A 24,674-nucleotide genomic window follows, 5' to 3' on the forward strand; every position below is an offset into this window, starting at 1 on the left:
AGCAGGGAAAAGGAAAGCTTTTCCATCCTTCCTCTGGACAGGCGCGCACGCTGTTAAAAGGCATTCTTTTCCGCAAAGCTGTTCTCCATATGCGTACAGTTTTTGGATCATATGGAATTTTTTCGCACGCTTTTGCCCAAATTTCCCGCAAAATGCTTGAATAAACGAATTTTTTGTAAATTTCTTGTGTACATTTCCAGTTGCCAATTCAGTCATACTTTAGTATAATAGAGTATGTGCCAGCGCGTCCTTTTGGATGGGATGCGCGTGTTTAGGAAATCGGAAAACGGACAGCACAAGCGCCCTGCCCCAAAAAGCAAGGCGCTTGTGCTGTCGCAAGGAGAGCAAACATGAAAGATCAAGAATCCTTCAAGCCGTATATTCCTGCGGAAAAGATCACCGCAGAAATGACGGCGACCTCTGTGATCATGGGCATCATCCTGTCCGTGGTCTTCGGCGCTGCAAATGCTTATCTGGGCCTGCGCGTCGGCATGACTGTTTCTGCCTCCATCCCGGCAGCAGTCATTTCTATGGGCGTGATCCGCGTCCTGCTCAAGAAGAACTCCATTCTGGAGAGCAACATGGTGCAGACCATCGGTTCCGCAGGCGAGAGCCTGGCCGCCGGTGCCATCTTCACCATGCCCGCACTGTTCCTGTGGGCAAAAGAGGGCCTGTGCGACAAGCCCAGCATCCTGGAGATCACCCTGATCGCCCTGTGCGGCGGCATTCTGGGCGTTCTGTTCATGGTGCCCCTGCGCAACGCCCTGATCGTCAAGGAGCACGCCACCCTGCTGTACCCGGAAGGCACCGCCTGTGCAGACGTTCTGCTGGCCGGTGAAGAGGGCGGTGCAAACGCCTCCACCGTGTTCTCCGGCATGGGTCTGGCAGCCATCTTCAAGTTCATCGTCGATGGCCTGAAGATGATCCCCGCCGACATTGCCGTGGCCTTCAGCTCCTTCAAGGGTGCTCTGGGCATGGAAGTATACCCCGCTCTGCTGGGCGTGGGCTACATCGTCGGCCCCAAGACCGCTTCCTACATGTTCACCGGTTCTCTGGTGGGCTGGATGGTCATTATCCCGCTGATCTGCCTGTTCGGCGCAAACATCTCCCTGTACCCGGCAGCAGCCGGCACCACCATTGCTGATCTGTATGCAGCAGGCGGTGCAGACGCTATCTGGTCCAACTACGTCAAGTATATCGGCGCAGGTGCCATTGCTACCGGCGGTATCATCTCGCTGATCAAGAGCCTGCCTCTGATCGCATCCACCTTCCGTGATGCCATGAAGAGCATGAAGGGCGGCAGTGCTTCCGGCACCTCCCGTACCGAGAAGGACCTGCCCATGCCCTTTATTCTGGGCGGCATCCTGCTCATCATCCTCATCATCTGGCTGGCTCCGGCCATCCCCGTCAGCCCGCTGGGTGCTCTGCTGATCGTCATCTTCGGCTTCTTCTTCTCCACCGTCTCTGCACGTATGGTCGGCATGATCGGCAGTTCCAACAACCCGGTCTCCGGCATGACCATTGCCACCCTGCTGATCGCTACCATGATCCTGAAGGCCACCGGCAACGTTGGCATCGAGGGCATGATCGGCTCCATGGCCATCGCCTCTGTCATCTGCATCTGCGCTGCCATTGCTGCGGATACCTCTCAGGACCTGAAGACCGGCTACCTGCTGGGTGCGACCCCGGTCAAGCAGCAGATCGGTGAGCTGATCGGCGTGATTGCCGCCGGTCTGGCCATCGGTGGTGTGCTGTACCTGCTGGACAGCGCATGGGGCTACGGCGGTGCCGAGGTCCCCGCACCGCAGGCTACCCTGATGAAGATGATCGTCGAGGGCATCATGGGCGGCAACCTGCCCTGGAACCTGGTGTTCACCGGTGTGTTCCTTGCCATTGCTCTGGAGGTCCTGCGCATCCCCGTGATGCCGTTCGCCATCGGCCTGTACCTGCCCATCTACCTGAACACCTCCATCATGATCGGCGGTGTTGTGCGCTGGTTCATGGACAGCCGCAAGAATGTTGACGCGAAGCTCAAGGAAGAGCAGACCACCCGCGGCACACTGTTCTGTGCCGGTATGATCGCAGGCGAGGGCCTTGTGGGCATCCTGCTGGCTGTGTTTGCCGTGTTCGGCATCAGCACTGCCCTGAGCATTGATCTGGGCAACATTGGCGGCGTGGTCCTGATGATCGTGATGATCGCATGCCTGCTGGCCTTCTCCATGAAGAAAAAGAAGAACTGATGAGTAAGAAAAAGCAGTCCATCAACTATCTGGACCTCATTCCGCAGCGGGCGGAAACCCTGCGCTGGCACACAGACGAAGCCACCGGCTTTATCACCCTTGAGGTGGAGAACACCGGTGTGTTCAATACGATCGCGCAAAAAGTGTTCCATAAACCGCGCACCACACAGGTGCATCTGGACGAGACCGGCAGCTATCTCTGGCCGCTGATCGACGGCCAGAAGACCGTTGCACAGCTTGCTGACTGCATGAAGCAGCAGTTCGGCGAAAAGGCCGAACCCCTGTACCCGCGCATCATCAAGTATTTCCAGATCGTGGAATCTTACCACTTTATCAAGTTCCTCAACCAATAAGCGCAAAAGAAGCGGCGCTCAGAGCCTGTTGCAAGGCACTGAGCGCCGCTTTTCTTATTTTTTTCTGCTCCAACCTGCCGCATCTGTGGCCACGGCATTTTATCTTCTGCGCCTTCTCTTTTTGAGGTTCAGCGAGCTGCCGCCCGCGGCAAGAGTGACCGCCATTAATGCAGCGAGGATGAACAGCAGTGCACACAGCAGAAGCACTGTGGCTTTGGTGTCGGTGCGGAAGTCGGAGACGTACTCCCGGTGGGTCACAAGGTCCACCGTGCCCACTTCATCGCCGTCCAGATACACGGTGGCTGTACCCACCACACTGCCGCTCTTGACGGTGGCCGCAATGCTCTCCGGCAGGTCGAAGGAGTAGGTAACGATATCGTCCGCGTGGCCGTAGCCGCTGACCGGTGCGGCAGCATACAGCGCCACCGTCGGTTCGGTGCGGCACTTGGTCAGCGCCACGGTGGTGATCTCGGTCTGGGTGTCCACCAGCGGGCGGTCGGCAAAGCTGGCAAAGGCCCAGTCGAACAGATCATCGCACTCGGCAAAGAGGTGGTCCGGCGTATCGCAGCCAAGGATCACCAGCCCGTAGGTGTGGCCGTCCTTTTCCGCAAAGGCCACGATGCAGCGGCCTGCCAGCGTGGTAAAGCCGCCCTTGACCCACCGGACATACTCCCGGTAGTTGGCGCTCTCGCTGTTCATCAGGCTGTTGGAGCTGCTGATGGTGTGCTCAGCCTTGCGGAGGTTCGTGGCCGGCAGGACATAGCTGGCGGTGCCCGCCACCTGTGCAAAGGTCTGGTTTGCCGCACAGGCGGCGGCGATCTTTGCCAGATCCTGCGCGGTGGACACGTTGCCGTAGTCAAACAGGCCGTGGGCACAGGTAAAGTTCGTGCCGGTGCAGCCCAGCTCCTGGGCACGGGCGTTCATCTGCTTGACGAAATCCAGCACGCTGCCGCCCACATCGTAGGCAATGACGCTGGCGGCGTCGTTGGCGCTGACGATGAGCATGGCGTTCAGCAGGTCGATGCGGCGCACCGTCTCGCCGATGCGCAGGCCCATAGTGGTGCCGTTGGCGTTCTGGATATCCCGGAACTCCTGGGTCAGCGCGGTGGGCACGGTCACTTCACCGTTCAGATCCTTGCCGCTTTCCAGCAGCAGCAGGGCCGTCATGAGCTTGGTCAGGCTGGCAACATACTGCTGCTGGTCAGCATTCTGGTTCAGGATGGTCTTGCCGGTGTCGGCGTTGAACAGGTACACCGCCTCGGTCTCGCTGGCGGTCTGGATGGGCATGGGATATACCGCAAGGCCCGGCAGTGCAGCAGCAGCGGCCAGTGCCAGCGTGAGCACCAGCGCCGTCATGCGGCGGAAGATGGTGTTTTTGAACATGAGCGTGCCCCCTTGTATCTGCTTGCCGACGCACGGCAAAAATTTTTGTTTTGAAACAGCTCCTACTTGCCGGAAAGGCTCTGGCTTGCTATACTACTTTAAAGAATACCATAAACCAGCCAAAAGAGAAAGAGAGAAAGGCGGTTTTTAACAATGTTTCTGTCCTTTTGTGGAAAAGTTCCCCGCGACGAGGGGGCTGCGTTCGTTGCGCCCAACGCCACCGTGCAAGGCGATGTGATCCTGAAAGCCGGTTCCACAGTGTGGTACGGGGCCGTGCTGCGCGGCGACGACGGCACTTTGACCATTGGCGAAAACTCCAACGTGCAGGATAACGCCGTGCTGCACTGTGATGTGGGCGGTGCTGTAATGCTGGGCAAAAGCGTCACCGTGGGCCACGGTGCGCTGGTGCACGGGTGCACGGTAGGGGACGGCAGCCTCATCGGAATGCACGCCACCCTGCTCAACCACTGTGTCGTGGGCAAAAACTGCATCATCGGCGCGGGTGCGCTGGTGCCGGAGGGCATGGTGATCCCGGATAACTCGGTGGCCGTGGGCGTGCCCGCAAGGGTCATCAAGCAGGTGAGCGCGGCCCAGATCGAGGCCAACCTGCACAACGCCGCCCACTACGTGGAGCACGGCAAGCTTCACGCTGCCGAGCTTGCCAAGGGCTGACCCTGTGCCGATTTTACAGTTTTTTGCCACATTTTTTCGTCTTTCCGCCAAAAAGCCGACATTTTAATTGACACCTGCGGTCTTGTCTGCTATAGTGAAATTGGCAGTTTATGTCATTCTGGAATACCAGAATTTTTGTACACCGCGCTGTTTGGTTTTTATCATTGGGGGAATTTTGTAAAAAGTTCATTGCGGGATGTTTTTTCACAGAAATGTAATGACTTTTCACTTAAAATCGGGTATACTATACCTTGCGGGGAGGCGGGGCCGCAACCGTCTTTCCGCACATGATTCCTCCTCACACCAAAGCAATACCCCAAACAGAAACTCCCTCCGGTGTACCGCAAGCGCCGGAGGGAGTTTCTGTTTGCATCAGCTTTTGTATTTTGTGATTTCCTGCAATCAAAGGAGAGATTTTTATGTCTGAACTGATCCCCCGCCGTACCTTTTTAAAGGCCACTGGTGCCGCCGCACTGGTCGCTGCCGCCGGCAGTATGCTGGTTGGCTGCGGCGAAGGTTATGGTGCAACCCCCGGCAACCCGACCCTGCCCACCATTGACACTGGTACTTTTGCTACATTCGGCAGCACCTATGTGGATATGGGGCCGCTGACTGGCACTTGGGTCTCCCGTACTACTTACGAATCGGACGGATGGCGGCATAATTATCTTTACACCGGTCTTTCTATTGATAACTCCTATAACACAGATTCTTCCGTTACGATTTCTACCAGTAATTTTACCTGCAAACATAATGGTACTACCGAATCTGGTCTGAAAGTGTGCAGTCTGGGCAATTTTGGCCTGAACAGCGCCGGAACCGGTTTCAAGTATGTTTCTTCCGTAACCGTTGCCAAAGGTGAGCGTAAAACTGTTCCTATCTATATTGACCTTGGCCCGGTGAATACGACTTCCCTTAATGTCAGAGGCGTTTTTACGGTTGAGCTGAAACTGGGCGGAAAAACGGCCACCTTTAAATATCAGCCCATCTACGATGACCCCGCTATTGAATAAAAATCATGATGCTAAAAACCGGAAGGGCACAATGCTCTTCCGGTTTTTCTTTTTGCATTACAGCGCGCGGAACTTTGCCGCAAACACGCTGAGCACGATTTTAGGGTTCACCTGCGCGCCAAGGCGCTGGATGGCGGCTTCGGCCAGACGCAGGGCACGCTGGGCGGCAATGCCCTGCACCGGTGCGTGGGGGCTTTGCCGCAGGCCCGCTGCCGCCACCGCACGGAAGTCTGTCAGCAGGGCGGCGGCACCGGCCTTGTCCTTTTCGTAGGCGGCCAGCAGGCAGGCTGCGGCATAGCTGTCACGGTCGGCAGCGGCCTTTGCCAGCTGCAGGGCCTTTTCCACCTGCGCGGTGCGGGCTTCGTCCTGTGCGGCGGCAAGCACCGTGCCAATGTGCCCATCGAACAGTTCGCTGTACAGCGCGGCCGTCTTTTTGTCCACCCCCTGTGCGGCGCAGTAGTGGGCGCACTGCTCCGGCGAGACAGGAGCCACTGCAAAGCTGACGCAGCGGCTGCGGATGGTGGGCAGCACGCCTGCCAGCGAATCCGCCGTAAGCAGGAACAGCACCCCCTCCGGCGGCTCTTCCATCACCTTCAGCAGGGCATTGGCAGATTCCTCGTTCATCTTTTCCACATGGTAGAGCAGCACGGCACGGCCCTCGGCCGAAAGGCTGGTGTTGAAGATCTCGCTGCGCATAGCCTTGACCTGACTGACCAGATATTTGCCGCCTGCGCCCATACCGGAAACGCTGATCGCTTCACGCACGATGCCGGTCTCCACATGGCCGCTGTCGCGGTCGCCGGGCTTACCCACAGCACGGCAGCATTCGCCCCGCAGAAGGGCCTCAGCGGGCGCTCCGCCTGCAGGGTAAAGATAATCTGCCGCAATGCAGCGGGCCGCAAAACCGGCTCCAAGGCCCTCTTCACCCACCAGCAGCACGCTGTGGGTCAGGCGGCGGGCTGCCAGCATCAGCTGCACGCTGCTTTTCAGTTCTGCATTGCCCTCCATGCGGTCCAGCATCATGGTGTTTCTCCTTACCTTCTGTTTCTCCGCTTCCACTGCTCACGGCGTACCCATGCGCGGACGGAACGATAGGCCATCGGGCCAAAGAACAGCCAGACGTTCGCCATGCTGAGCAGCAGGCTCAGCTTTTGCGGCAGCGGCGCGCCCAGAAAGCTGAGCACCCACAGTGCTGCCGCAAAAAAGCCAAAGTATTTTACCCGGATGGGGATGACAAAGAACAGCAGCACCTGCACCTCCGGGTACAGCATGGCAAAGGCCAGCAGCAGCGAAAGGGACAGGCAGTAGGTGCTGCCGGTCACGCCGGTGAGCAGGCAGGCCAGCACAGTGCCCAGCATCCCGGAGAGCAGATACACCGTATAGCGGAAATCGCCCCACTCCTGTTCCAGCGCTGTGCCGATGAACCATGTGAAATAGATGCCCAGCACCGCGCTGAGGATGCTGCCGCCGTAAGAGGGGATGAACGCAAAGGTGATGATGCGCCAGATCTGGCCGCGCAGCAGAAAATAGCGGCTGAGTGCCAGCCAGACACTGACGGTCTGGTTGACAAACAGCTCGATGGCCAGCACAAGGATCTGCCCGCCCACCAGAATGTTGGTCAGATTCGGGATGCCGAAGCGGCCGTATTTGCGCTCCAGCTGGTTGAGCCAATTGTTCATATAGGGTGCCTCCAACGCATTGTATTCCGATATCGGTGAGTTTTGCCGCATTTTTCTGCTGTTATTGTACCATGATTGGCCGGGGCATTCAAGGCAATGCCCCAGTGTGGAAAACTGCCGCATCTTCCGCCCAAAAATACAGCTGTCAAGCGGATTTTGCGGCACAAAAGCACAACCGGAAAGTGTATGGAGTTTCCTGTCTGGAATGAACTTTTCACTTTTTCCACCGGGTTTTCCACCGTTTTTGTGAAGAAAAGGGCGAGTTTTCCATGAGGTTTTCCACTTTTTCCACCGGGTTTTCCACAACAAAAAGGCATCAGCCCTATACACACCGTAATTCAGGCCGCAGCTTTCTGGTAAGTTTTGGGCAAAAATGCAGGCATTCTGCCTTTTATAAAAAAGAAAGTCGAAGGATTTTCTTTGCATTCTACAAACCGTTCCTGAGCGGCGATTTATTTTTCTCCAATCTGGAATGAACCGGCCCCAAGTTTTCAACACCGGGCCGCTGCCGTTTTTCCGTGTGGAAAAGGCGGGGAAACATGCAGTTTTCCACACCGGAAAAAGCTGCTGCTCGCGGGCGCGCCGGGAGCAAACTCCCCCAGTCTCGCTGCGCTCGACAGCCCCCTCTGGGATGGGGCCTTTGGCAGTACGGAAAAGTTTCCGGCTAAAGTGCAGAGCTTGCGGCACGGCCAGAGGCTCCCTCTTTGAGGGAGCTGGCAAAACCGTCAGGTTTTGACTGAGGGAGTTGGCATCGCGCAGCGATGACTGAGAGGGTTCGTCCTATAAAAATGCCGGGCAGTCACTTCAAGACCGTCCGGCATTGCTTTATTATTTACATCATATTGTGGAACACCAGCTGTGCGATCTGGAAATACAGGATCAGGCTGCAGGCATCCACGATGGTGGTGATGAAGGGGGTAGCCATGATGGCCGGGTCGGCACCCAGCTTCTTGGCTGCCAGCGGAAGCATACCGCCCACCAGCTTTGCCAGAATGACGCTGAAGAACAGCGAAACGCTGACCACGATGGCATAGCCCATCACGTTGGCGTACTGGCCGGGGAACAGGAAGGTGTACATCAGGTAGATGCGCAGGCCGTTCACGATGCCCAGCACCGCGCCCACGATGGCAGACACCCGCAGCTCCTTGCCCAGCACCTGCAAAAAGTCGCTGGGCTCCACCTCGCCCAGAGCCAGACCACGCACCATCAGGGTGCTGATCTGGTTGCCGCAGTTGCCGGCGGTATCCATCAGCATGGGCATGAAGGAGACCAGCAGCGGCAGGCTGACAAAGGCCTCCTCATAGTGGGTGGTGACCATGCCGGTAAAGGTGGCGGACAGCATCAGGATCAGCAGCCATGGAATGCGCTGCTTTGCGTGGGTCCAGACGCTGGTGCCGAAGTAGGTGGTGGCATCGTCGTCCGGCAGAATAGCAGCCATCTTCTGCATATCCTCGGTGCTCTCGTCGGTCAGAACGTCGATTGCATCGTCGATGGTGATGATACCCACGAACATGCCCTCGTTGTCCAGAACAGGCATGGCGGTAAAGTCGTAGCGCTGCATCTCACGGGCCACGTACTCCTGATCGTCGGTCACTTTCACAGTGACCACGTTATCATCCATGATCTCGTTGATGGGAGTATGCGGCTCTGACAGCAGCAGGCTGCGGGCAGAAACAACGCCCTTCAGGCGGTTGCGCTCCACCACGTAGCAGGTGTACACGGTCTCTGCGTTTTCGCCCTGCTTGCGGATGGCTTCAAAAGCCTGCGCCACGGTCATATCCTCGCGCAGACGGACATATTCGGGGGTCATCAGGCTGCCGGCAGAGCTTTCGGGGTAGTTCAGCAGCTTGTTCAGGCTCTCACGGGTCTGCTTGGAGGATTTTTCCAGCACCCGCTTCACCACGCCTGCCGGCATATCCTCCAGCAGATCGGCGGCATCGTCCAGACTCATCTCTTCAATAGCGCCCACAAGCTCCACATCTGAGAAGGCGTTCACCAGATCGTCGCGGGCTTCGTCGGACATATAGGCAAAGGCCTCGGTGGCCACTTCCTTTTTGAGCAAGCGGAACACCACAAGGCGGTTGTTTTCGTCCAGCTCTTCCAGCAGCTCGGCAAGGTCGGCGGGCTGCTCTTCCTCGGTCACTTCGCGCAGCTTGACGTACTGCTTCTTGATGAGCAGCTTGAGCAGGCGGCTCTTGGTGAGCATCTCAGGGTTGGCCTTGACCTCTTCGTCGTTGGCTTCCTCTTTTTCGGCCTCGCGCATGTCCTGCTTGAGGTCTTCAGTAGCTTCCTCGTTCAGATCTTCAGCCAGCTTCTGGCGGACCTCGGCGGGGATATCAGCAGGCAGCTCCTGCACCGGCAGCGCCTGTTCCGCAGCATCAGCCGTCAGCTTTTTTTCTTCCATATCCATTGGGCGTACCTCCTCAGTTTTTACGGAACAGGAGCAGCTCCTGTATCCGGAGGACGCAGCAGATCGGGAAACAAAAAACGCGCCGCCTTGCCTGCCGGAATGCCGCAAACGCCGCATTCTGCGCACACAAAGCCGCGCCTTCCTCTGCTCTGTTTTGCGGAAAGATGCACCGTTGAAGCGGTGCTTTTCCGCAGGACTCAGCGAAGGAGGCGAACGGTTGGGGAAAACGCAGTTGTTTTTGTTTTCTGATCCACCGCGCCGGTGGTTCTACTTCGACTATGATCCGGGTCCATTTTCCTGCGTTCACCTCCAAGTTTTCATATTCATTTTTATTATAGCGCCGCAAAAAAACGGGGTCAACCCTAAACCACCGATTTACCAGAATTTTGCAAAACAAAACACCCTCTTCCGTGTTGCGGCACACGAAAAAGGGTGTTTTGCTTGGATATTGCCTTGGTGTGAGGAGGAATCATGTTACTTGGGTAAGCGGTTGCGGCCCCGCTTCCCATGGCAAAAGTATAACAGCTTTCACAATTCAATTCGTTAAGAAGCTATGAAGAAACTGTAAAAAGGGAATGGTATCTTTTGGAAGATTTTGTGATAGAAAATCTTCTTGACAATATTTGTTTTATCCTATATTATAATCATAGGATACCACCAAACGGAAAGGATGCCGAAAATGTCTGCTTTTGAAGTGAATTTTTATTATAAGGCAGACGGCAGCTGCCCGGTTCGTGATTTTCTGGATACACTGGACGACAAAATGCTGGCAAAGCTTTTGGGCACGATCTCCCTATTGGAAGCCAATGGCACACAACTGCGGGAACCTTATTCCAAATCATTGGGAGACGGCATTTTTGAATTGCGTGCCAAGCAAAGCAGCAATATTACGCGCATTTTATATTTCTTTGTGGTCGGGCATCAGATCATCCTGACAAATGGCTTTGTCAAAAAGACGCAGAAAACACCGCCGGAAGAAATTGCACTGGCGCAAAAGTATCGTGCGGACTATTTTTATCGAAAGGAGAGTTCCTCATGAGTGATTTTCGGAATTATTTGAATGAACAATTACAGCGGCCTTCCTTTAAGGCAGAATGGGATGCTCTTCAGCCGGAGCTTACCATTGCACAGGCCATGATCGATGCCCGGAAGGAAAGCGGTCTGACCCAGAAACAGCTTTCGGAGCGCACCGGCATTGCACAGGCCGATATCAGCAAGTTGGAACGGGGAAACGCAAACCCTTCTCTGCGCACCCTGCAGCGCCTTGCGGCTGGTATGGGGATGAATGTCAGAATTGAATTTGTATCGAATAAATAATTTTTATTCACCAAAAACGCAAAGCCCGGAACATCCGCAGATGTTCCGGGCTTCGTATTTTTACGGAAAGAGTTTATACAAAAAATACGCCCCGGTCACCTTGCGGTGAGCGGGGCGCTAAAACGAAGCTCGTTTTTACTGCGGCAAGATCCCTGCAAAGCAGGTCTTATGCAGCAGGCGGAGCAAGGTATCTGCAAGCAGACCTTATGCTCCTGACACACGCGGGGTGTGCTTTCAAGGACCCTCGCGGGCGCTTTGGTATCTCATATCCCGCTGCGGTGCTCCGCACGGAACAAAGCACCGCCCGGGAAGTGAAATCAGATAGAACTCGTATGGCGAATGCTGTACTTCAGCACATCACCTGCATGGATGGATGCGTTTCTCCGCTTCGTACCGCTGCATTGCGCAGTAACCGCCGGTACGGGGCAGCCGCCCTCTTGCATTGTGGGGCTAAGGTGCCGCAAATATCTGCATCCAAAGCGCAGAAGAATGCTTACTTGTACAGGTCGACCAGACGGGTCAGGTGCTCGTAGCGGTCGTTTGCAACTTCCTGGTTGCGTGCGAACAGCTCCTTAGCACGGTCGGGGAATGCACGAGTCAGGCGGCTGTAACGGGTCTCGTTAGCCAGCAGTGCCTGATACTTCTCGTTATCCACAGCCTTGGAGGTCAGGGTGAACGGATTCTTGCCCTGAGCCTTGTTTGCCGGGTTGAAGGTGAACAGGTTCCAGTAACCGGCCTCAACTGCCTTCTTCATCTCGTTCTGGCAGTTGGTCATGCCGCCCTTGACACCGTGCAGCTCGCAGGGAGCGTAGCCGATAATCAGAGACGGGCCGGGGTAAGCCTCAGCCTCAGCGATGGCCTTGACAGCCTGAGCCGGGTTAGCACCCAGTGCGATCTGAGCAACATAGATGTAACCGTAGGTCATAGCGATCTCGGACAGGCTCTTCTTGCTGATTTCCTTACCAGCAGCAGCGAACTGGCAGACTTCACCAATGTTGGAAGCCTTGGATGCCTGTCCACCGGTGTTGGAGTACATCTCAGTATCGAAGACCATCACGTTGACATCCTCGCCGGAAGCCAGAACGTGGTCCAGACCACCGAAGCCGATGTCGTATGCCCAGCCGTCACCACCGAAGATCCAGACGGACTTCTTGGCGATGAACTGCTTGCTCTTCAGGATCTCTGCAGACTTCTCGCAGCCGGCAGCAGCAGCCTTCTCCAGCTCAGCGATCAGGGCCTTTGCGGGCTCGTCGTTGGCCTTGGTGTTGTTCTTGGTCTCCAGGAACTTCTCAAAGGCAGCCTTCAGCTCAGCAGAAGCCTTGTCGGAACCAGCAACCTCTGCGATCTCCTTGATCAGGTTCTCGCGGACGGTCTTCTGGCCGATGTACAGGCCCAGACCATGCTCTGCGTTATCCTCGAACAGGGAGTTGCACCATGCAGGACCATGGCCGCTGTCCTTGTTGACGGTGTACGGAGAGATGGAAGCGGTGCCGCCCCAGATGGAGGAGCAGCCGGTAGCGTTGGAGATGTACATCTTCTCGCCGAACAGCTGAGTGATCAGGCGAGCGTAAGAAGTCTCGGCACAGCCTGCGCAGGAGCCAGAGAACTCCAGCAGCGGCTGGTTGAACTGAGAACCGATGACGGTATCGTCAGCAAACTTGGAAGGCTTCTTGGAGATGTTGGCCACGCAGTAGTCGAACACTGCCTGCTGATCGGCCTGGCTGTCCTGCGGCACCATGGTGATAGCCTTGGTGGGGCAGACGGTGACGCACTCGCCGCAGCCCATGCAGTCCAGAGGAGACACAGCCATAACAAACTTGTACTCGTTTGCGGGCTTGTTGTCGCGGCTCTTGGTCTGTGCAGGAGCAGCTGCCAGCTCGTCGGCGGTCAGCTGGAAGGGACGGATGGTAGCATGAGAGCAGACGAATGCACACTGGTTACAGCCAACGCACTTTGCAGCATCCCACTCGGGGACGTTGACAGCGGTGCCGCGCTTCTCGTATGCAGAAGCGCCCTGCTCCCACTCGCCGTTTGCATTTGCCACGAAGGAAGAGACAGGCAGGCTGTCGCCGTCCATACGGGCAATGGGCTCCATGACATCGCGGATCTGCTTGACCAGTTCCGGACGGCCGGTGAGAGCCTTGGGTGCGGGATCAGCCTCGGGGTTGGACCAGGATGCGGGCACGTCCACCTTGTGGATGGCGTCAACGCCTGCATCGATAGCCTTCCAGTTCATCTCAACGACGTCCTGGCCCTTCTTGCCGTAGCTCTTCTGAGCTGCCTGCTTCATGAAGTTGACGGCATCCTCGATGGGCATGACGTCAGCCAGCTTGAAGAATGCAGACTGCAGGATGGTGTTGGTGCGCTTGCCCATGCCGATCTCGATAGCCTTATCGATAGCATTGATGGTATACAGCTGGATGTTGTTGTCAGCGATATACTTCTTTGCCTCGGCGTTCAGGTGCTGGCCCAGCTCCTCATCGGACCACTGGCAGTTGATCATGAACACGCCGCCGGGCTTGACATCCTGGACCATCTTCATGCCCATGTGGATGTAAGCGGGGTTGTGGCAGGCCACGAAGTCAGCCTGGTTGATGTAGTAGGGGCTGCGGATGGGCTTGTCGCCGAAACGCAGATGGCTGATGGTCACGCCGCCAGTCTTCTTGGAGTCATACTGGAAGTATGCCTGAACATACTTGTCGGTATGGTCGCCGATGATCTTGACGGAGTTCTTGTTAGCACCGACAGTACCGTCGCCGCCCAGACCCCAGAACTTGCACTCCTTGGTGCCAGCAGCTGCGGTGATGGGAGCGGGCTTGACTTCCGGCAGAGACAGGAAGGTGACATCATCGGTGATACCCAGAGTGAAGCGCTCCTTGGGCTGATCCTTCTCCAGCTCCTTGAACAGAGCAAAGATGGAGGACGGCGGGGTATCCTTGCTGCCCAGACCGTAACGGCCGCCGGTCAGAACGACATCGTTCAGGCCAGCCTCACGCAGGGTAGCGGCAACATCCAGGTACAGGGGCTCGCCCAGAGAGCCGGGCTCCTTGGTGCGGTCCAGCACAGCCACCTTCTTGGCGGTCTTGGGCAGAACCTTCAGCAGGGAAGCGGAGACCCAGGGACGGTACAGGCGGACCTTGATGATACCGACCTTCTCGCCCTTGGCGTTCAGGTAGTCGATGACCTCATCAGCAACGTCGCAGATGGAGCCCATAGCCACGATCACACGGTCAGCATCGGGTGCGCCGTAGTAGTTGAACAGATCGTAGTTGGTGCCCAGCTTTGCGTTGATCTTGGCCATGTACTTCTCAACAACAGCAGGCAGAGCGTTGTAAACGCTGTTGCATGCCTCACGATGCTGGAAGAACACGTCGCCGTTCTCGTGGGAGCCGCGCATCTTGGGGTGTTCGGGGTTCAGAGCCTTCTTACGGAACTCCTCCACAGCCTCCATGTTGCACATTTCCTTCAGATCGGCGTAATCCCACTTCTCGATCTTCTGGTACTCATGAGAAGTACGGAAGCCATCGAAGAAGTTCAGGAAGGGAACCTTGCCCTCGATGGCGCACAGATGTGCGACAGGGGACAGATCCATAACTTCCTGCACGCTGCTCTCGACCAGCATTGCAAAGCCGGTCTGACGGCATGCCATAACGTCGCTGTGATCACCAAAGATGTTCAGGGACTGAGTAGCAACGGTACGTGCAGAAACATCGAACACGCAGGGCAGCTGCTCAGCAGCGATCTTGTACATGTTGGGGATCATCAGCAGCAGGCCCTGAGAAGCGGTGAAGGTGGTGGTAACAGCACCTGCACCCAGAGAGCCGTGCACAGCGCCAGCAGCGCCGGCCTCAGATTCCATCTCGACGACCTTGACCTGATTGCCGAAGATGTTCTTCTGGCCAGCTGCAGACCACTGGTCCACAGAGTCAGCCATCGGAGAAGACGGGGTAATGGGGTAGATGGCAGCCACGTCCGTGTAGGCATACGCTACATGGGCGGCAGCGGTATTGCCATCCATAGTTTGCTTTGCTCTAGGCATTTTTCTTCCTCCATTATTCAGAATTTGGTACCTTTTGCACGGGGCAATATGCCCCACATGGGACCGGAGAACCCCATAAAGGCACTATTGCTTGTATACTATAATAGCAAATTCCGCCCATAAAGTAAACGCAAACCGCTCAACAAACGCACCAAAAATAAAGAAATTTTTTTAGCGCTTTTGTACGTCTTTAGTTCGTTAAAGTGAGCACTGGCGCGGATTTTCCGGTTTTGGCCTGCCTGCTTTGCCAGATCCTGTAATTTTTTTCGCAAAAAGGGGAGGGAGCCCTCTCAGTCACGGCTTGCGCCGTGCCAGCTCCCCCAAAGGGGGAGCTTTATTTGTGCTGACCAGAAGATACAAAAAGCTCCCCCTTTCGGGGGAGCTGGCGAACGCAGTGAGCCTGAGAGGGTTCGTTTCCCGCAGCGGCCCTGCAAATGCTGCTTTCCGTTACGACCCCTCCCGTGAAAAGGCAATTCTGGAAAATCCGCGTTTGTGTAGCAATGAAAGCCCCAGTGGGGCTTTCAAGCGGCAGAGCGGTCTGCGTTAGCAGATGGAGGGGCTTTGCCCCGACAAGCTCCGCAGATTTTCCAGAATTGCGAAATTATAAATATTCTTTCCGCTGATTATGCGCAAAGCAAACGCGGCGCGCATTTCAAATCGTCCCATCCTCTTATATTTATCATCTCTTTATTGACAACAAACCTCATTTTGCCGTAAACTGAAGCCATAGAAAACCGGCGCTGTGCCGGGCAAAGAGGGTAATAAAATGGAGAATACCGTGCATTACGAAAAAACACTCACCAGCGAGGTGCTCTTCGAGGGCCGGGTGATCACCCTGACAAAAGACACTGCTCTGCTGGAAAACGGCAAGACCGCCGAACGCGAAGTGGTGCATCACCACGGCGGTGCGTGCATCCTGCCCTATTTTGAGGACGGCACCATCTGCATGGTGCGCCAGTTCCGCTACGCCATGCAGCAGGAGCTGTGGGAGCTGCCTGCCGGCAAGCTGGAAAAGGGTGAGGACCCCTTTGAAGCCGCCAAGCGGGAGCTGGGCGAGGAGTGCGGCCTGACCGCGGACAATTATATCTCTCTGGGCCAGTTTTTCCCCACCGTGGGCTATGACACCGAAGTGATCTATACATGGGTCGCCACCGGCCTGCACAAGACCCAGATGCATCTGGATGCCGATGAATTCCTGACCCCTGACCGTGTGCCGCTGGATAAAGCTTATGAGATGGTCATGAGCGGCGAGATCCGGGACGGCAAGACCATTGCCGGTATCCTGAAGCTCAAGGCCCTGATCGCCGAGGGCAGGCTGTGAACATCCTGTACGAAGATGCCGCCCTTGTGGTGCTGGACAAGCCCGCCGGACTTTCCAGCGAAGAGGGCGTGCCCGCAGCCCTGCGGCAGCTGTGGGGCCAGCCGGATGCCTTTGTAGGCGTGGTGCACCGGCTGGACACGGGTGTGTCCGGCCTGATGGTGTTTGCCAGAACGCCCGGGGCTGCGGCCGCACTCAGCCGTCAGATCACCCAGAGCCAGAACGCCTACGCTGTGCAGGATGGCAGGGCTGAAGGGGAGCCGGAAGTGCCGCAGTTCATCAAGCAGTACCGTGCCGTCATTGCAGGCGGGCCGGACGAAGCACTGCCCGCCGAAGGCACCCTGCGGGACTGGCTGTTCAAGGACAGCCGCCGGGGCCGGGTGTTCCCGGTCAGCCGCCCGCGCAAGGGCGTGCGGGAAGCCGTGCTGGAATACCGCATCGTGAAAACGGCAGGAGAGATGAGCCTTGCTGAGATCACTCTGCACACCGGCCGCACCCATCAGATCCGGGTGCAGTTTGCATCCCGGAAGCATCCGCTGGCCGGAGACGGCAAATACGGAAGCCGCGTAAAAGGCAGCATTGCCCTGCAGAGCTGCGGCCTGCAGTTTTTGCACCCGGAGACCGGAAAGCCCATGGCATTTACGCTGCCGCTGCCGGACGCCGCACCGTGGAAAGAGTTTTTAGAATAAGATTGTTGTATACGGTCAGCATCCTAGCCCTCTCCCAAAGGGAGAGGCCTTGGCATAGAGATACAGTCCGCGTGGACTGCCAAAGGCTCTCCCTTTGGGAGAGCTGGCAAAGCCGACAGGCTTTGACTGAGAGGGCGAGCCCGCTAAAGGAATACATCATTTTCATTAGGTGAGAGGTATGGAACAATACAAAACTGATGCTGAGATCTATGCTGTGCTGGAGCGGGAGATCATTGACCTGACCATCCGCCCCGGCTCTTCGCTGAGCGAAAATCCGCTCTGTGCCCGCTTTGGCGCACCGCGCACCCTGATCCGGGTGGTGCTGCAGAAGCTGCAGGAAAACGGGCTGGTAAAGATCGTGCCTTACAAGGGCACCACCGTTACCCGGCTGAACCGCCGCATCGTGGACGAGCTGATCTACGAGCGCACCGCCGTGGAAGCCCGCGTATTGCGGGATTTTTCGCCCCGGTGCACCCCGGAGCAGCGGGCGTTGATCCGCAGGCGGGTGGAAGCCTACGAGGCCCTTGCGGCCATGGAGAGCCCGGATTACAACAAGCTGTACGAAGCCGACCGTGCCCTGCACGGGACATGGTTTGCCGCCATGGATAAAATGTACCTGTGGAGCACCCTGCAGAACGCCCACGCCGACTACAGCCGCTTCCGGATGCTGGACACCATGACCACCGGCGGTCTTGCCGAGGTGATTGCAGACCACCGCAACCTGATGAACGCCATCGAGCGGTGCGACCTTGCCGCCTTTGAACCGTTGGTGGAACGGCACCTGTACGGCGGCATCCGGCGGCTTGGCTCCAAGCTGACCGAGGAATATGCCGATTATTTTGAGCCGGAAAAGTAATTGTTCTATGTGGAACATTTTATAAAACAAAAGGGCACAGCGCATTGCAGCGCCGTGCCCTTTTGTTTTATGCTGTCTGAATTTCAGAACACCCCGGAAATAAAAATTTCCAGACCTATGCCAATGAGGATGATGCCGCCCAGAATGGATGCCTTGCCGGAGAGCTTGGTGCCAAACTTTTTGCCGATGCGCAGGCCCGCCATGCAGATAAAGAAGGTGACCACCGCAATGATGAGCGATGCCGCAAGTGCCATCAGCCAGCCGTATTCCGAAATGGTGAAGCCCACCGAAAGCGCATCGATGCTGGTGGCGATGCCCTGCATGAGCAGTGCACCCGCACTCAGCTCTGCGGCCTCTTCGGCCTCTTCGCCCTTGATGCCATCCACCAGCATTTTGCCGCCGATGTAGCCCAGCAGTGCCAGCGCGATCCACGGGATGAACTTTTCAAACGAAGAGAACAGCTCCACAATGGTGTGCACGCACACCCAGCCCGTCATGGGCATCACGGCCTGAAAAAGGGCAAAGGTGCCCGCGATCCTGCACATGGTTCCCCTGCTCATGCGGGGGTCGTGCAGGCCGTTTGCCATGGACACCGAGAACGCATCCATTGCAAGGCCCACGCCCAGCAGGGCACTGTTGAGGAAAAATACAAAACTCCATTCCATATTGTCTGCCTCCTGAATCTGACCAGAATATCGGGCAATACAAAACCCGGTCCCGGGCGCACATGTACGTCCGGGACCGGGTGATTTTTTTGAAACCAACTCCATGTGCACGGGCGCTGTTCTATGCGCCAAAAACACATGAGTCTCGCAAATGAAAGCAAGCCAGACCGGAACCAACGGTCATTATGTTGACTTGCTGCGCCCTGCAAAAGCGCCTGCTACTCCCCCACGGGTATTTGTGATTGTTTTGCCATTGTAGCATATCTTTGCAGGGAAGTCCAGACAAACCTGCGCGGTTACACGGTATTTTTCCATCGGCGGGCAAAATACCAGTCCTGTGAAATAATAAAACACAGGGTGTTGCCCAGTGCTCTCAGGGTAACAGCATGTTCCTGACGCAAGGCCCGGCGGGCGCAGCGCTCGTACTCCCGCGCCTGCTGCATCCGGGCACTCCGGCGCTCTTCGGCGGTCAGGTGCATTCCCACATCGATCAGGGAGTGCAGCAGTGCCCAGTACAGCTCACACAGCGAACCCGTGATGCCATGGCGGCGGACGCACTCAAACACGGTATAGTTTGCTTCCACACGGTCGAGATTGCGCAGGGTGACTTTGCTGTTGACAATGCTGCCCGCCACCTTGCGGTAAAGGTACAGCGCATCCGGGATATTTGCGATTCTGTCCGCTTTTTCGTAGGCGTAGGCGATCAGCAGGGTGTCCTCGTTCAGCTTGCCCTCTGCAAAGCGCAGCTGCGCAAAAATGCTGCGGTGGTACAGCTTGTTCCACACCACCATGTAGGGCAGAAGGGTGCTGTGCTCCAACGCCTGCTCCGGGGTCAGCACCTCCCGCCGCACATGCAGATACTGCTCCCGAATGGGAGTCAGGGCTTCGTCCACCTGCCGGTAATTGCACACGGCCATCTGTGCACCGGCCTCCTGCGCCGCATGGTAAAGCTTTGCGCAGAAGTCCGGCATGATGGTGTCGTCTGAATCCACAAAGGCGATCCATTCGCCCTCTGCCGCGTCCAGCCCGGCATTGCGTGCTCCGCTCAGGCCACGATTCTTCTGGTGGATGACCCGGATGCGGCTGTCCTTTGCTGCTGCGGCATCGCACAAAGCAGGGCAGCTGTCCGGAGAGCCATCGTCCACCAGGATCAGCTCAAAATCCGTGAAGGTCTGGGCAAGGATGGAAGAGATGCAGGCGCTCAGGAAACGCTCTGTCTTATATACCGGCACGATGATGCTGATCTCCGGCTGTTTTTTATGTTGTTCCTGCACAATAAACTCCTCATTGCTTCAGGTCGTTTTCTGTCGTCTTTCCGCCCTTTTGCGGCATAGATCCAGATAACTGCAGGCCGATGCAGCGCAGATCACTGCCGCCCACAAATTTTTTAGTGTTACGCCGCGGGCTTGCATCAGCCGATGGCGGGCTGTACGCTCATACGCAAAGGCTTCCTTCATCCGGGGGCTTTTGCGCTCTTCCGGTGTCAGGTGCAGCCAGATGTCCCACACGGCAGTCAAAATCGGGCGATAGGCTGCACACAAAGCATCCCGGATGCCGTTTTGGTACAGCACATCAAACAGGCGGTACCATGCTTCCACCCAGTCCAGTGTTTTCAAGGTAGTCTTGCGGTGCATGGCACTGCCGGTAACGATGCGGTAATTGTATAAAAAATCCCATACACCGCAGGCAGAAGCCGCTCTTGCGTAAATGACCGGCATGAGACAGGTATCTTCAAATGCCTTGTTTTCTGGATAGCGCAGATTTTCCAGCAGTTTTCGGCGATAAAGCTTATTCCACGGAACCTGAAAATCCGACACCACCATCCGGCGCAGAACTTCCTCCTGCGGCAAAAACTCGTTCAAAAGGCGATGTTCCCCGCCTGCAAGCGTTTTGCCCGTTTCATCAATGCACTGACTGCTGCAGATTGCAAAATCTGCACCCGTTTCCAGCACTGCCTTATGCATTTTTTCCAGATATTCTGGTGCTGCTGTATCATCCGAATCCACAAATGCGATCCAATTTCCCTGTGCTGCATCCAGACCCGCATTGCGGGCTGTGCTTACACCGCCGTTTTGCTTATGGATCACCCGCACGCGGCTGTCCCTTTTTGCTGCTGCATCGCACAGGGCAGGGCAGTTGTCCGGGGAGCCATCGTCCACAAGGATCAGTTCAAAATCTGTAAAGGTCTGAGCGAGGATGGAATCAATACACTCATTCAGATATTTTTCCACCTGATACACTGGCACGATGATGCTGATCTCCGGTTTTCCACTTTCTGTTCTTTCACTCACAGTATTTCTCCCATTCGGAATTCAGTTTTATTTCCGGTACTTGAAGTTGAAGTAGAACTGCGGGTTTGCAATGCAGAGTGCGGTTTCTGCTGCGTTGCGCAGGGTACAGGCCCCCTGTTGACGAACCTCTCTGCCTGCTTTTTTCAAGCACGCTTCCGCCTGCTGAACCCGTTCACTGTTTCTCTGTTTGGGTGGCAGATTTTTTTTTGTGTTTCGGAGCATGCGTTTCATCAGTACATACTGCAGAAATGCTGTGTCTTTTTTTCCATACTTGAGTGCACAAGCAAGAAGGCCGTAGTTTGCATCGATCTCATCCAGATTTTTCAAGGTGACCTTTCCATGCATGATGCTTGCCGGATGCAGCCGGTAATGGTACAGTTTTTCCTTTATACAAGCCACAGCTGTTGCATGTTCAATGATTTCCGGTGTGGTAAATGCATCTTCATAGTTTTTGCCCACAGGAAAAACGATTCCTTCCAGCACATCTCTCCGATGCAGTCTTGTTGCTGCCTGAATCAACGGCGTAAGGCGGATGCGGTGTATTGCTTCCTCACGGGAAAGCACTTCTGTACGTAAAGGCTGTTCCTGATAATCACAAAGACTTCCATCCTCTTCCATAAAAACTTCGTTGCAGACTGCAAGTTCAGCACCTGCCTGCTTTGCTGCCCGCAGCATTTTTTCGTAGTAAGTCTTGTCTACAAAGTCATCCGGGTCCACAAAGCCGATCCAATTTCCCTGTGCAGCTTCCAAACCCGCATTGCGAGCTGTGCTTACACCTCCGTTGATTTTATGGATTACCCGCACGCGGCTGTCTTTTTCTGCCGCAGCATCACACAGGGCAGGGCAGTTGTCCGGGGAGCCATCGTCCACCAGGATCAGCTCAAAATCCGTAAAGGTCTGTGCCAGAATGGAATCAATGCATTCGTTCAGGTATTTTTCCACCTTATACACCGGCACGATGATGCTGATCTCCGGGGATTTTTTTTGCTCTGTCATGTTCCTTAAACCACTTTCTGTGTTTATTTTTATTCCTCACACGCTATTTCTATTATACATGGTTTGGATGGATTTGAAAAGAAGCCGCCGTGCAGAAATCTCTGCGCGGCGGCTTCTTTCAAATCTTATTGTGTTTTCAAGGTTTACTCTTTGCCCTTATCGTCTGCTTCCGGGGCTTCTGCAGCGGCGGCAGCATCCGCAGCTTCCATGGCGGCAAGCTGCTCTGCGGTGGGTTCGGCATCGGCATCGGAGGTGTCGATCTGCTCGGTCTGGGCCTCGTCGTCGTGGTCGGTGCGGGCAAGCACCATCACCTTGTCGTTCTCACCCAAACGCATCACCCGCACGCCGGAACCGTAGCGGCTCTGCAGCGGGATCTCGTTGGCGTGCAGACGGATGATGATGCCCTCCTGACTGCTCAGCAGCACGTCGTCCACATCATCCACGATCTTGACCGCAGCCACCTTATCCTTGGCGGCATCGTAGTTGCGGATGCCCTTGCCGCCGCGGGCGGTGATGCGGTAGGTGTCGATGTCCGACCGGCGGCCCTTGCCGTTCTCGGTGACGGTGAGCACCGTGCCGCCCTCGCGGCAGATGCACACGCCCACAACTTCATCGCCCTCGGCCAGACGGATGGCGCGCACGCCGTGGCCGCTGCGGCCCATGGGACGTGCATCGGCTTCGTTGAAGCGGATGGCCTGACCGTTGCGGGTGGCAACGATGAGCATATCGTGGCCGGAGGTCAGGCGGGTCCATGCCAGAGCGTCACCCTCGTTCAGGGCAATGCCGATCAGGCCGGACTTGCGGATATTAGCATACTGTTCCAGCGGGGTGCGCTTGATGAGGCCCTGCTTCGTGACCATGGTCACAAAGCCGCCCTCGGTGTCGGCTTCCTTCGACTGGCAGATCATGTTGGTGACCTTTTCGCCCTCGGCCAGCTGCAGCAGGTTGACGATGTTGCTGCCCTTGCTGGTGCGGCTGCCCTCGGCAATGGTGTAGCCCTTGATGCGGAACAGACGGCCCCGGTCGGTAACAAAGAGCACATAGTCGTGGGTGGAGCCTACGAACATCTCCTGCACGATGTCCTCTTCCTTGCGGGTCATGCCGGAGATGCCGCGTCCGCCGCGGCGCTGTGCCTGATAGGTGGCCTTGAGCTGGCGCTTGATATAGCCGGCCTCGGTCAGGGTGTAGACACACTGTTCCTCGGCGATCAGATCCTCGATATCCACCTCACCGGTCACGGACTGGATCTCGGTGCGGCGCTCGTCGCCGAAGCGCTTTTTCATTTCCAGCAGCTCTTCCTTGACGATGGCAAGCACCCGGGCATCGTCGGCCAGAATGGCTTCCCAGTTCTCGATCTTGGCCTGCAGGCTGGCAAGCTCTTCCTCGATCTTCAGGATCTCAAGGCCTGCCAGACGGCCCAGCTGCAGCTTGACGATGGCATCTGCCTGCGGGTCGTCAAAGCCGAACTGCTCCATGATGGCAGCCTTAGCCTCTGCCATGCCGCCCTTGCAGGCGCGGATGGTGGCGATCAGCTCGTCCACGATGTCGGTGGCCTTCTTCAGGCCTTCCAGAATGTGGGCGCGCTCCTTGGCCTTTTTCAGGTCGTACTGGGTGCGGCGGCGCACCACCTCGTCCTGAAATTCCACGTATTTCTGAAGCATCTGCTTCAGGGTGAGCACCTTGGGTACCTTGTGGTCGATGGCCAGCATGATAACGCCCACGGTATCCTGCAGCTGGGTGTACTGGTACAGCTGGTTCAGGATGACCTGTGCATTGGCGTCCTTGCGGATGTCCACCACGATGCGCATGCCCTTGCGGTTGGTCTCATCGTTCAGGCCGGTGATGCCCTCAATGCGCTTCTCCTTGACAAGGTCGGCCATGTTCTCGATGAGGCGGGCCTTGTTGACCATATACGGGATCTCCGTAATGATGATCTGGGTACGGCCGTTCTTGGTTTCCTCGATGGTGGCGCGGCCCCGCAGGGTGATCTTGCCCCGGCCGGTGGCGTAGGCGGCGCGGATGCCGCTGCGGCCCATGATGATGCCGGCAGTGGGGAAGTCCGGGCCCTTGATGTATTCCATCAGGCCGGGCAGATCGATGTCCGGATCGTCGATATAGGCGATGCAGCCGTCAATGACCTCGCTCAGGTTGTGGGGCGGGATGTTGGTGGCCATGCCGACCGCAATGCCCTGACTGCCGTTGACCAGCAGGTTGGGGAAGCGGCAGGGCAGCACGCTGGGCTCCTTCTTGGTCTCGTCAAAGTTGGGGTCCCAGTCGATGGTGTCCTTCTCGATATCGGTCAGCATCTCCACCGCCATGCGGCTCATGCGGGCCTCAGTGTAACGGTAGGCAGCCGGGGGGTCGCCATCCACAGAACCAAAGTTACCCTGACCATCCACCAGCGGATAGCGCAGAGAGAAATCCTGTGCCAGACGGACCATGGCATCGTAGACCGATGCGTCGCCGTGGGGATGGTAGGAGCCCAGCACCGCACCAACGGTGTCGGCGGATTTGCGGTAGGGATGGCTGGGGTCGTTGCCGCGCTCGTGCATGGTGTACAGAATGCGGCGGTGAACAGGCTTCAAACCGTCGCGCACATCGGGCAGAGCGCGGGACACGATGACCGACATGGAGTAGTCCAGAAATGCGGTCTCGATCTCCTTTTTCACATCGCGGATGATCTTTTTGGTTCCGCTGCCCGGTATCATCACATAATCTTCTTCCATTGTTTCCTCCGTAGGATCATACCCTCT

Annotated in this window: 19 protein-coding genes; 9 read left to right on the plus strand and 10 right to left on the minus strand. The window is 56.5% G+C overall.

Annotated elements, in window-relative coordinates; genetic code table 11:
* The first annotated feature begins 350 nt into the window (after positions 1–350).
* Both QZL71_RS04735 and QZL71_RS04740 read left to right on the plus strand, forming a co-directional pair.
* Positions 351–2,240 carry an OPT family oligopeptide transporter gene (locus tag QZL71_RS04735; RefSeq protein WP_097774115.1) on the plus strand — a complete coding sequence of 630 codons (1,890 nt, stop codon included), beginning with the start codon at positions 351–353 and terminating at the stop codon, positions 2,238–2,240.
* Complete coding sequence (locus QZL71_RS04740) at positions 2,240–2,593, plus strand: PqqD family protein (RefSeq protein ID WP_005940715.1); 354 nt, start codon at positions 2,240–2,242, stop codon at positions 2,591–2,593. Before QZL71_RS04735 ends, QZL71_RS04740 begins: the two co-directional genes overlap by 1 nt.
* Positions 2,594–2,692: 99 nt before the next feature.
* On the opposite strand, the gene QZL71_RS04745 is transcribed toward QZL71_RS04740, so the two are convergent.
* Positions 2,693–3,976 carry a D-alanyl-D-alanine carboxypeptidase family protein gene (locus tag QZL71_RS04745; protein ID WP_294647995.1) on the minus strand — a complete coding sequence of 428 codons (1,284 nt, stop codon included), beginning with the start codon at positions 3,974–3,976 and terminating at the stop codon, positions 2,693–2,695.
* 153 nt (positions 3,977–4,129) lie between these two features.
* Between QZL71_RS04745 and QZL71_RS04750 the strand changes: the two genes are divergently transcribed.
* Together QZL71_RS04750 and QZL71_RS04755 are read left to right on the plus strand one after the other, a co-directional pair.
* A complete protein-coding gene (locus QZL71_RS04750; RefSeq protein ID WP_120081293.1) occupies positions 4,130–4,648 on the plus strand; it encodes a gamma carbonic anhydrase family protein in 519 nt (172 codons plus the stop codon).
* 419 nt (positions 4,649–5,067) lie between these two features.
* Positions 5,068–5,661 carry a twin-arginine translocation signal domain-containing protein gene (locus QZL71_RS04755; RefSeq protein ID WP_294647996.1) on the plus strand — a complete coding sequence of 198 codons (594 nt, stop codon included), beginning with the start codon at positions 5,068–5,070 and terminating at the stop codon, positions 5,659–5,661.
* A gap of 57 nt (positions 5,662–5,718) precedes the next feature.
* Here the strand turns inward: QZL71_RS04755 and QZL71_RS04760 are convergent, their stop codons facing one another.
* From QZL71_RS04760 to mgtE, 3 genes are all read right to left on the minus strand, one after another.
* Positions 5,719–6,684 (minus strand): hypothetical protein, encoded by a 966-nt coding sequence (locus QZL71_RS04760; RefSeq protein ID WP_207698868.1) that lies wholly within the window; start codon positions 6,682–6,684, stop codon positions 5,719–5,721.
* An 11-nt stretch (positions 6,685–6,695) separates the two neighbouring features.
* The gene (locus QZL71_RS04765) at positions 6,696–7,340 is read right to left on the minus strand and encodes a rhomboid family intramembrane serine protease (protein ID WP_044953336.1); all 645 of its coding nucleotides are present in this window, start codon (positions 7,338–7,340) and stop codon (positions 6,696–6,698) included.
* An 832-nt stretch (positions 7,341–8,172) separates the two neighbouring features.
* On the minus strand, positions 8,173–9,750 hold the full coding sequence (mgtE, locus tag QZL71_RS04770) for a magnesium transporter (RefSeq protein WP_097774110.1): 1,578 nt from the start codon (positions 9,748–9,750) through the stop codon (positions 8,173–8,175).
* Positions 9,751–10,429: 679 nt separating this feature from the next.
* Between mgtE and QZL71_RS04775 the strand changes: the two genes are divergently transcribed.
* Positions 10,430–10,789 carry a type II toxin-antitoxin system RelE/ParE family toxin gene (locus QZL71_RS04775; protein WP_294647998.1) on the plus strand — a complete coding sequence of 120 codons (360 nt, stop codon included), beginning with the start codon at positions 10,430–10,432 and terminating at the stop codon, positions 10,787–10,789.
* Positions 10,786–11,067 carry a helix-turn-helix domain-containing protein gene (locus QZL71_RS04780; protein WP_294648001.1) on the plus strand — a complete coding sequence of 94 codons (282 nt, stop codon included), beginning with the start codon at positions 10,786–10,788 and terminating at the stop codon, positions 11,065–11,067. The genes QZL71_RS04775 and QZL71_RS04780 overlap by 4 nt, the downstream gene beginning before the upstream one ends.
* A gap of 493 nt (positions 11,068–11,560) precedes the next feature.
* On the opposite strand, the gene nifJ is transcribed toward QZL71_RS04780, so the two are convergent.
* The gene (gene nifJ / locus QZL71_RS04785) at positions 11,561–15,106 is read right to left on the minus strand and encodes a pyruvate:ferredoxin (flavodoxin) oxidoreductase (RefSeq protein ID WP_294648004.1); all 3,546 of its coding nucleotides are present in this window, start codon (positions 15,104–15,106) and stop codon (positions 11,561–11,563) included.
* Positions 15,107–15,872: 766 nt separating this feature from the next.
* Between nifJ and QZL71_RS04790 the strand changes: the two genes are divergently transcribed.
* From QZL71_RS04790 to QZL71_RS04800, 3 genes are all read left to right on the plus strand, one after another.
* Complete coding sequence (locus tag QZL71_RS04790) at positions 15,873–16,427, plus strand: NUDIX domain-containing protein (RefSeq protein ID WP_294648006.1); 555 nt, start codon at positions 15,873–15,875, stop codon at positions 16,425–16,427.
* Entirely contained in the window at positions 16,424–17,113 is a 690-nt protein-coding gene (locus QZL71_RS04795) for an RluA family pseudouridine synthase (protein ID WP_294648009.1), read from the plus strand. The genes QZL71_RS04790 and QZL71_RS04795 overlap by 4 nt, the downstream gene beginning before the upstream one ends.
* Positions 17,114–17,291: 178 nt before the next feature.
* Positions 17,292–17,969 (plus strand): GntR family transcriptional regulator, encoded by a 678-nt coding sequence (locus QZL71_RS04800; RefSeq protein WP_097781064.1) that lies wholly within the window; start codon positions 17,292–17,294, stop codon positions 17,967–17,969.
* An 83-nt stretch (positions 17,970–18,052) separates the two neighbouring features.
* Here the strand turns inward: QZL71_RS04800 and QZL71_RS04805 are convergent, their stop codons facing one another.
* The 5 genes from QZL71_RS04805 to gyrA all read right to left on the minus strand — a co-directional run bounded on the left by QZL71_RS04805 (position 18,053) and on the right by gyrA (position 24,647).
* Positions 18,053–18,634, minus strand: coding sequence for a manganese efflux pump MntP (locus QZL71_RS04805; RefSeq protein WP_097774106.1), 582 nt, complete (start codon positions 18,632–18,634; stop codon positions 18,053–18,055).
* Positions 18,635–18,930: 296 nt separating this feature from the next.
* Positions 18,931–19,908 (minus strand): glycosyltransferase family 2 protein, encoded by a 978-nt coding sequence (locus tag QZL71_RS04810; RefSeq protein ID WP_207698872.1) that lies wholly within the window; start codon positions 19,906–19,908, stop codon positions 18,931–18,933.
* An 18-nt stretch (positions 19,909–19,926) separates the two neighbouring features.
* Positions 19,927–20,925: a glycosyltransferase family 2 protein gene (locus QZL71_RS04815; RefSeq protein WP_294648012.1), complete on the minus strand. Its 999-nt coding sequence runs from the start codon at positions 20,923–20,925 to the stop codon at positions 19,927–19,929.
* Positions 20,926–20,952: 27 nt separating this feature from the next.
* A complete protein-coding gene (locus QZL71_RS04820) occupies positions 20,953–21,921 on the minus strand; it encodes a glycosyltransferase family 2 protein (RefSeq protein WP_294648015.1) in 969 nt (322 codons plus the stop codon).
* A gap of 143 nt (positions 21,922–22,064) precedes the next feature.
* The gene (gyrA, locus tag QZL71_RS04825; RefSeq protein ID WP_294648018.1) at positions 22,065–24,647 is read right to left on the minus strand and encodes a DNA gyrase subunit A; all 2,583 of its coding nucleotides are present in this window, start codon (positions 24,645–24,647) and stop codon (positions 22,065–22,067) included.
* Positions 24,648–24,674: the final 27 nt, after the last annotated feature.

It is taken from the genome of uncultured Faecalibacterium sp., from assembly GCF_900066275.1.
In the GTDB taxonomy this organism is placed as follows: domain Bacteria; phylum Bacillota; class Clostridia; order Oscillospirales; family Ruminococcaceae; genus Faecalibacterium; species Faecalibacterium taiwanense.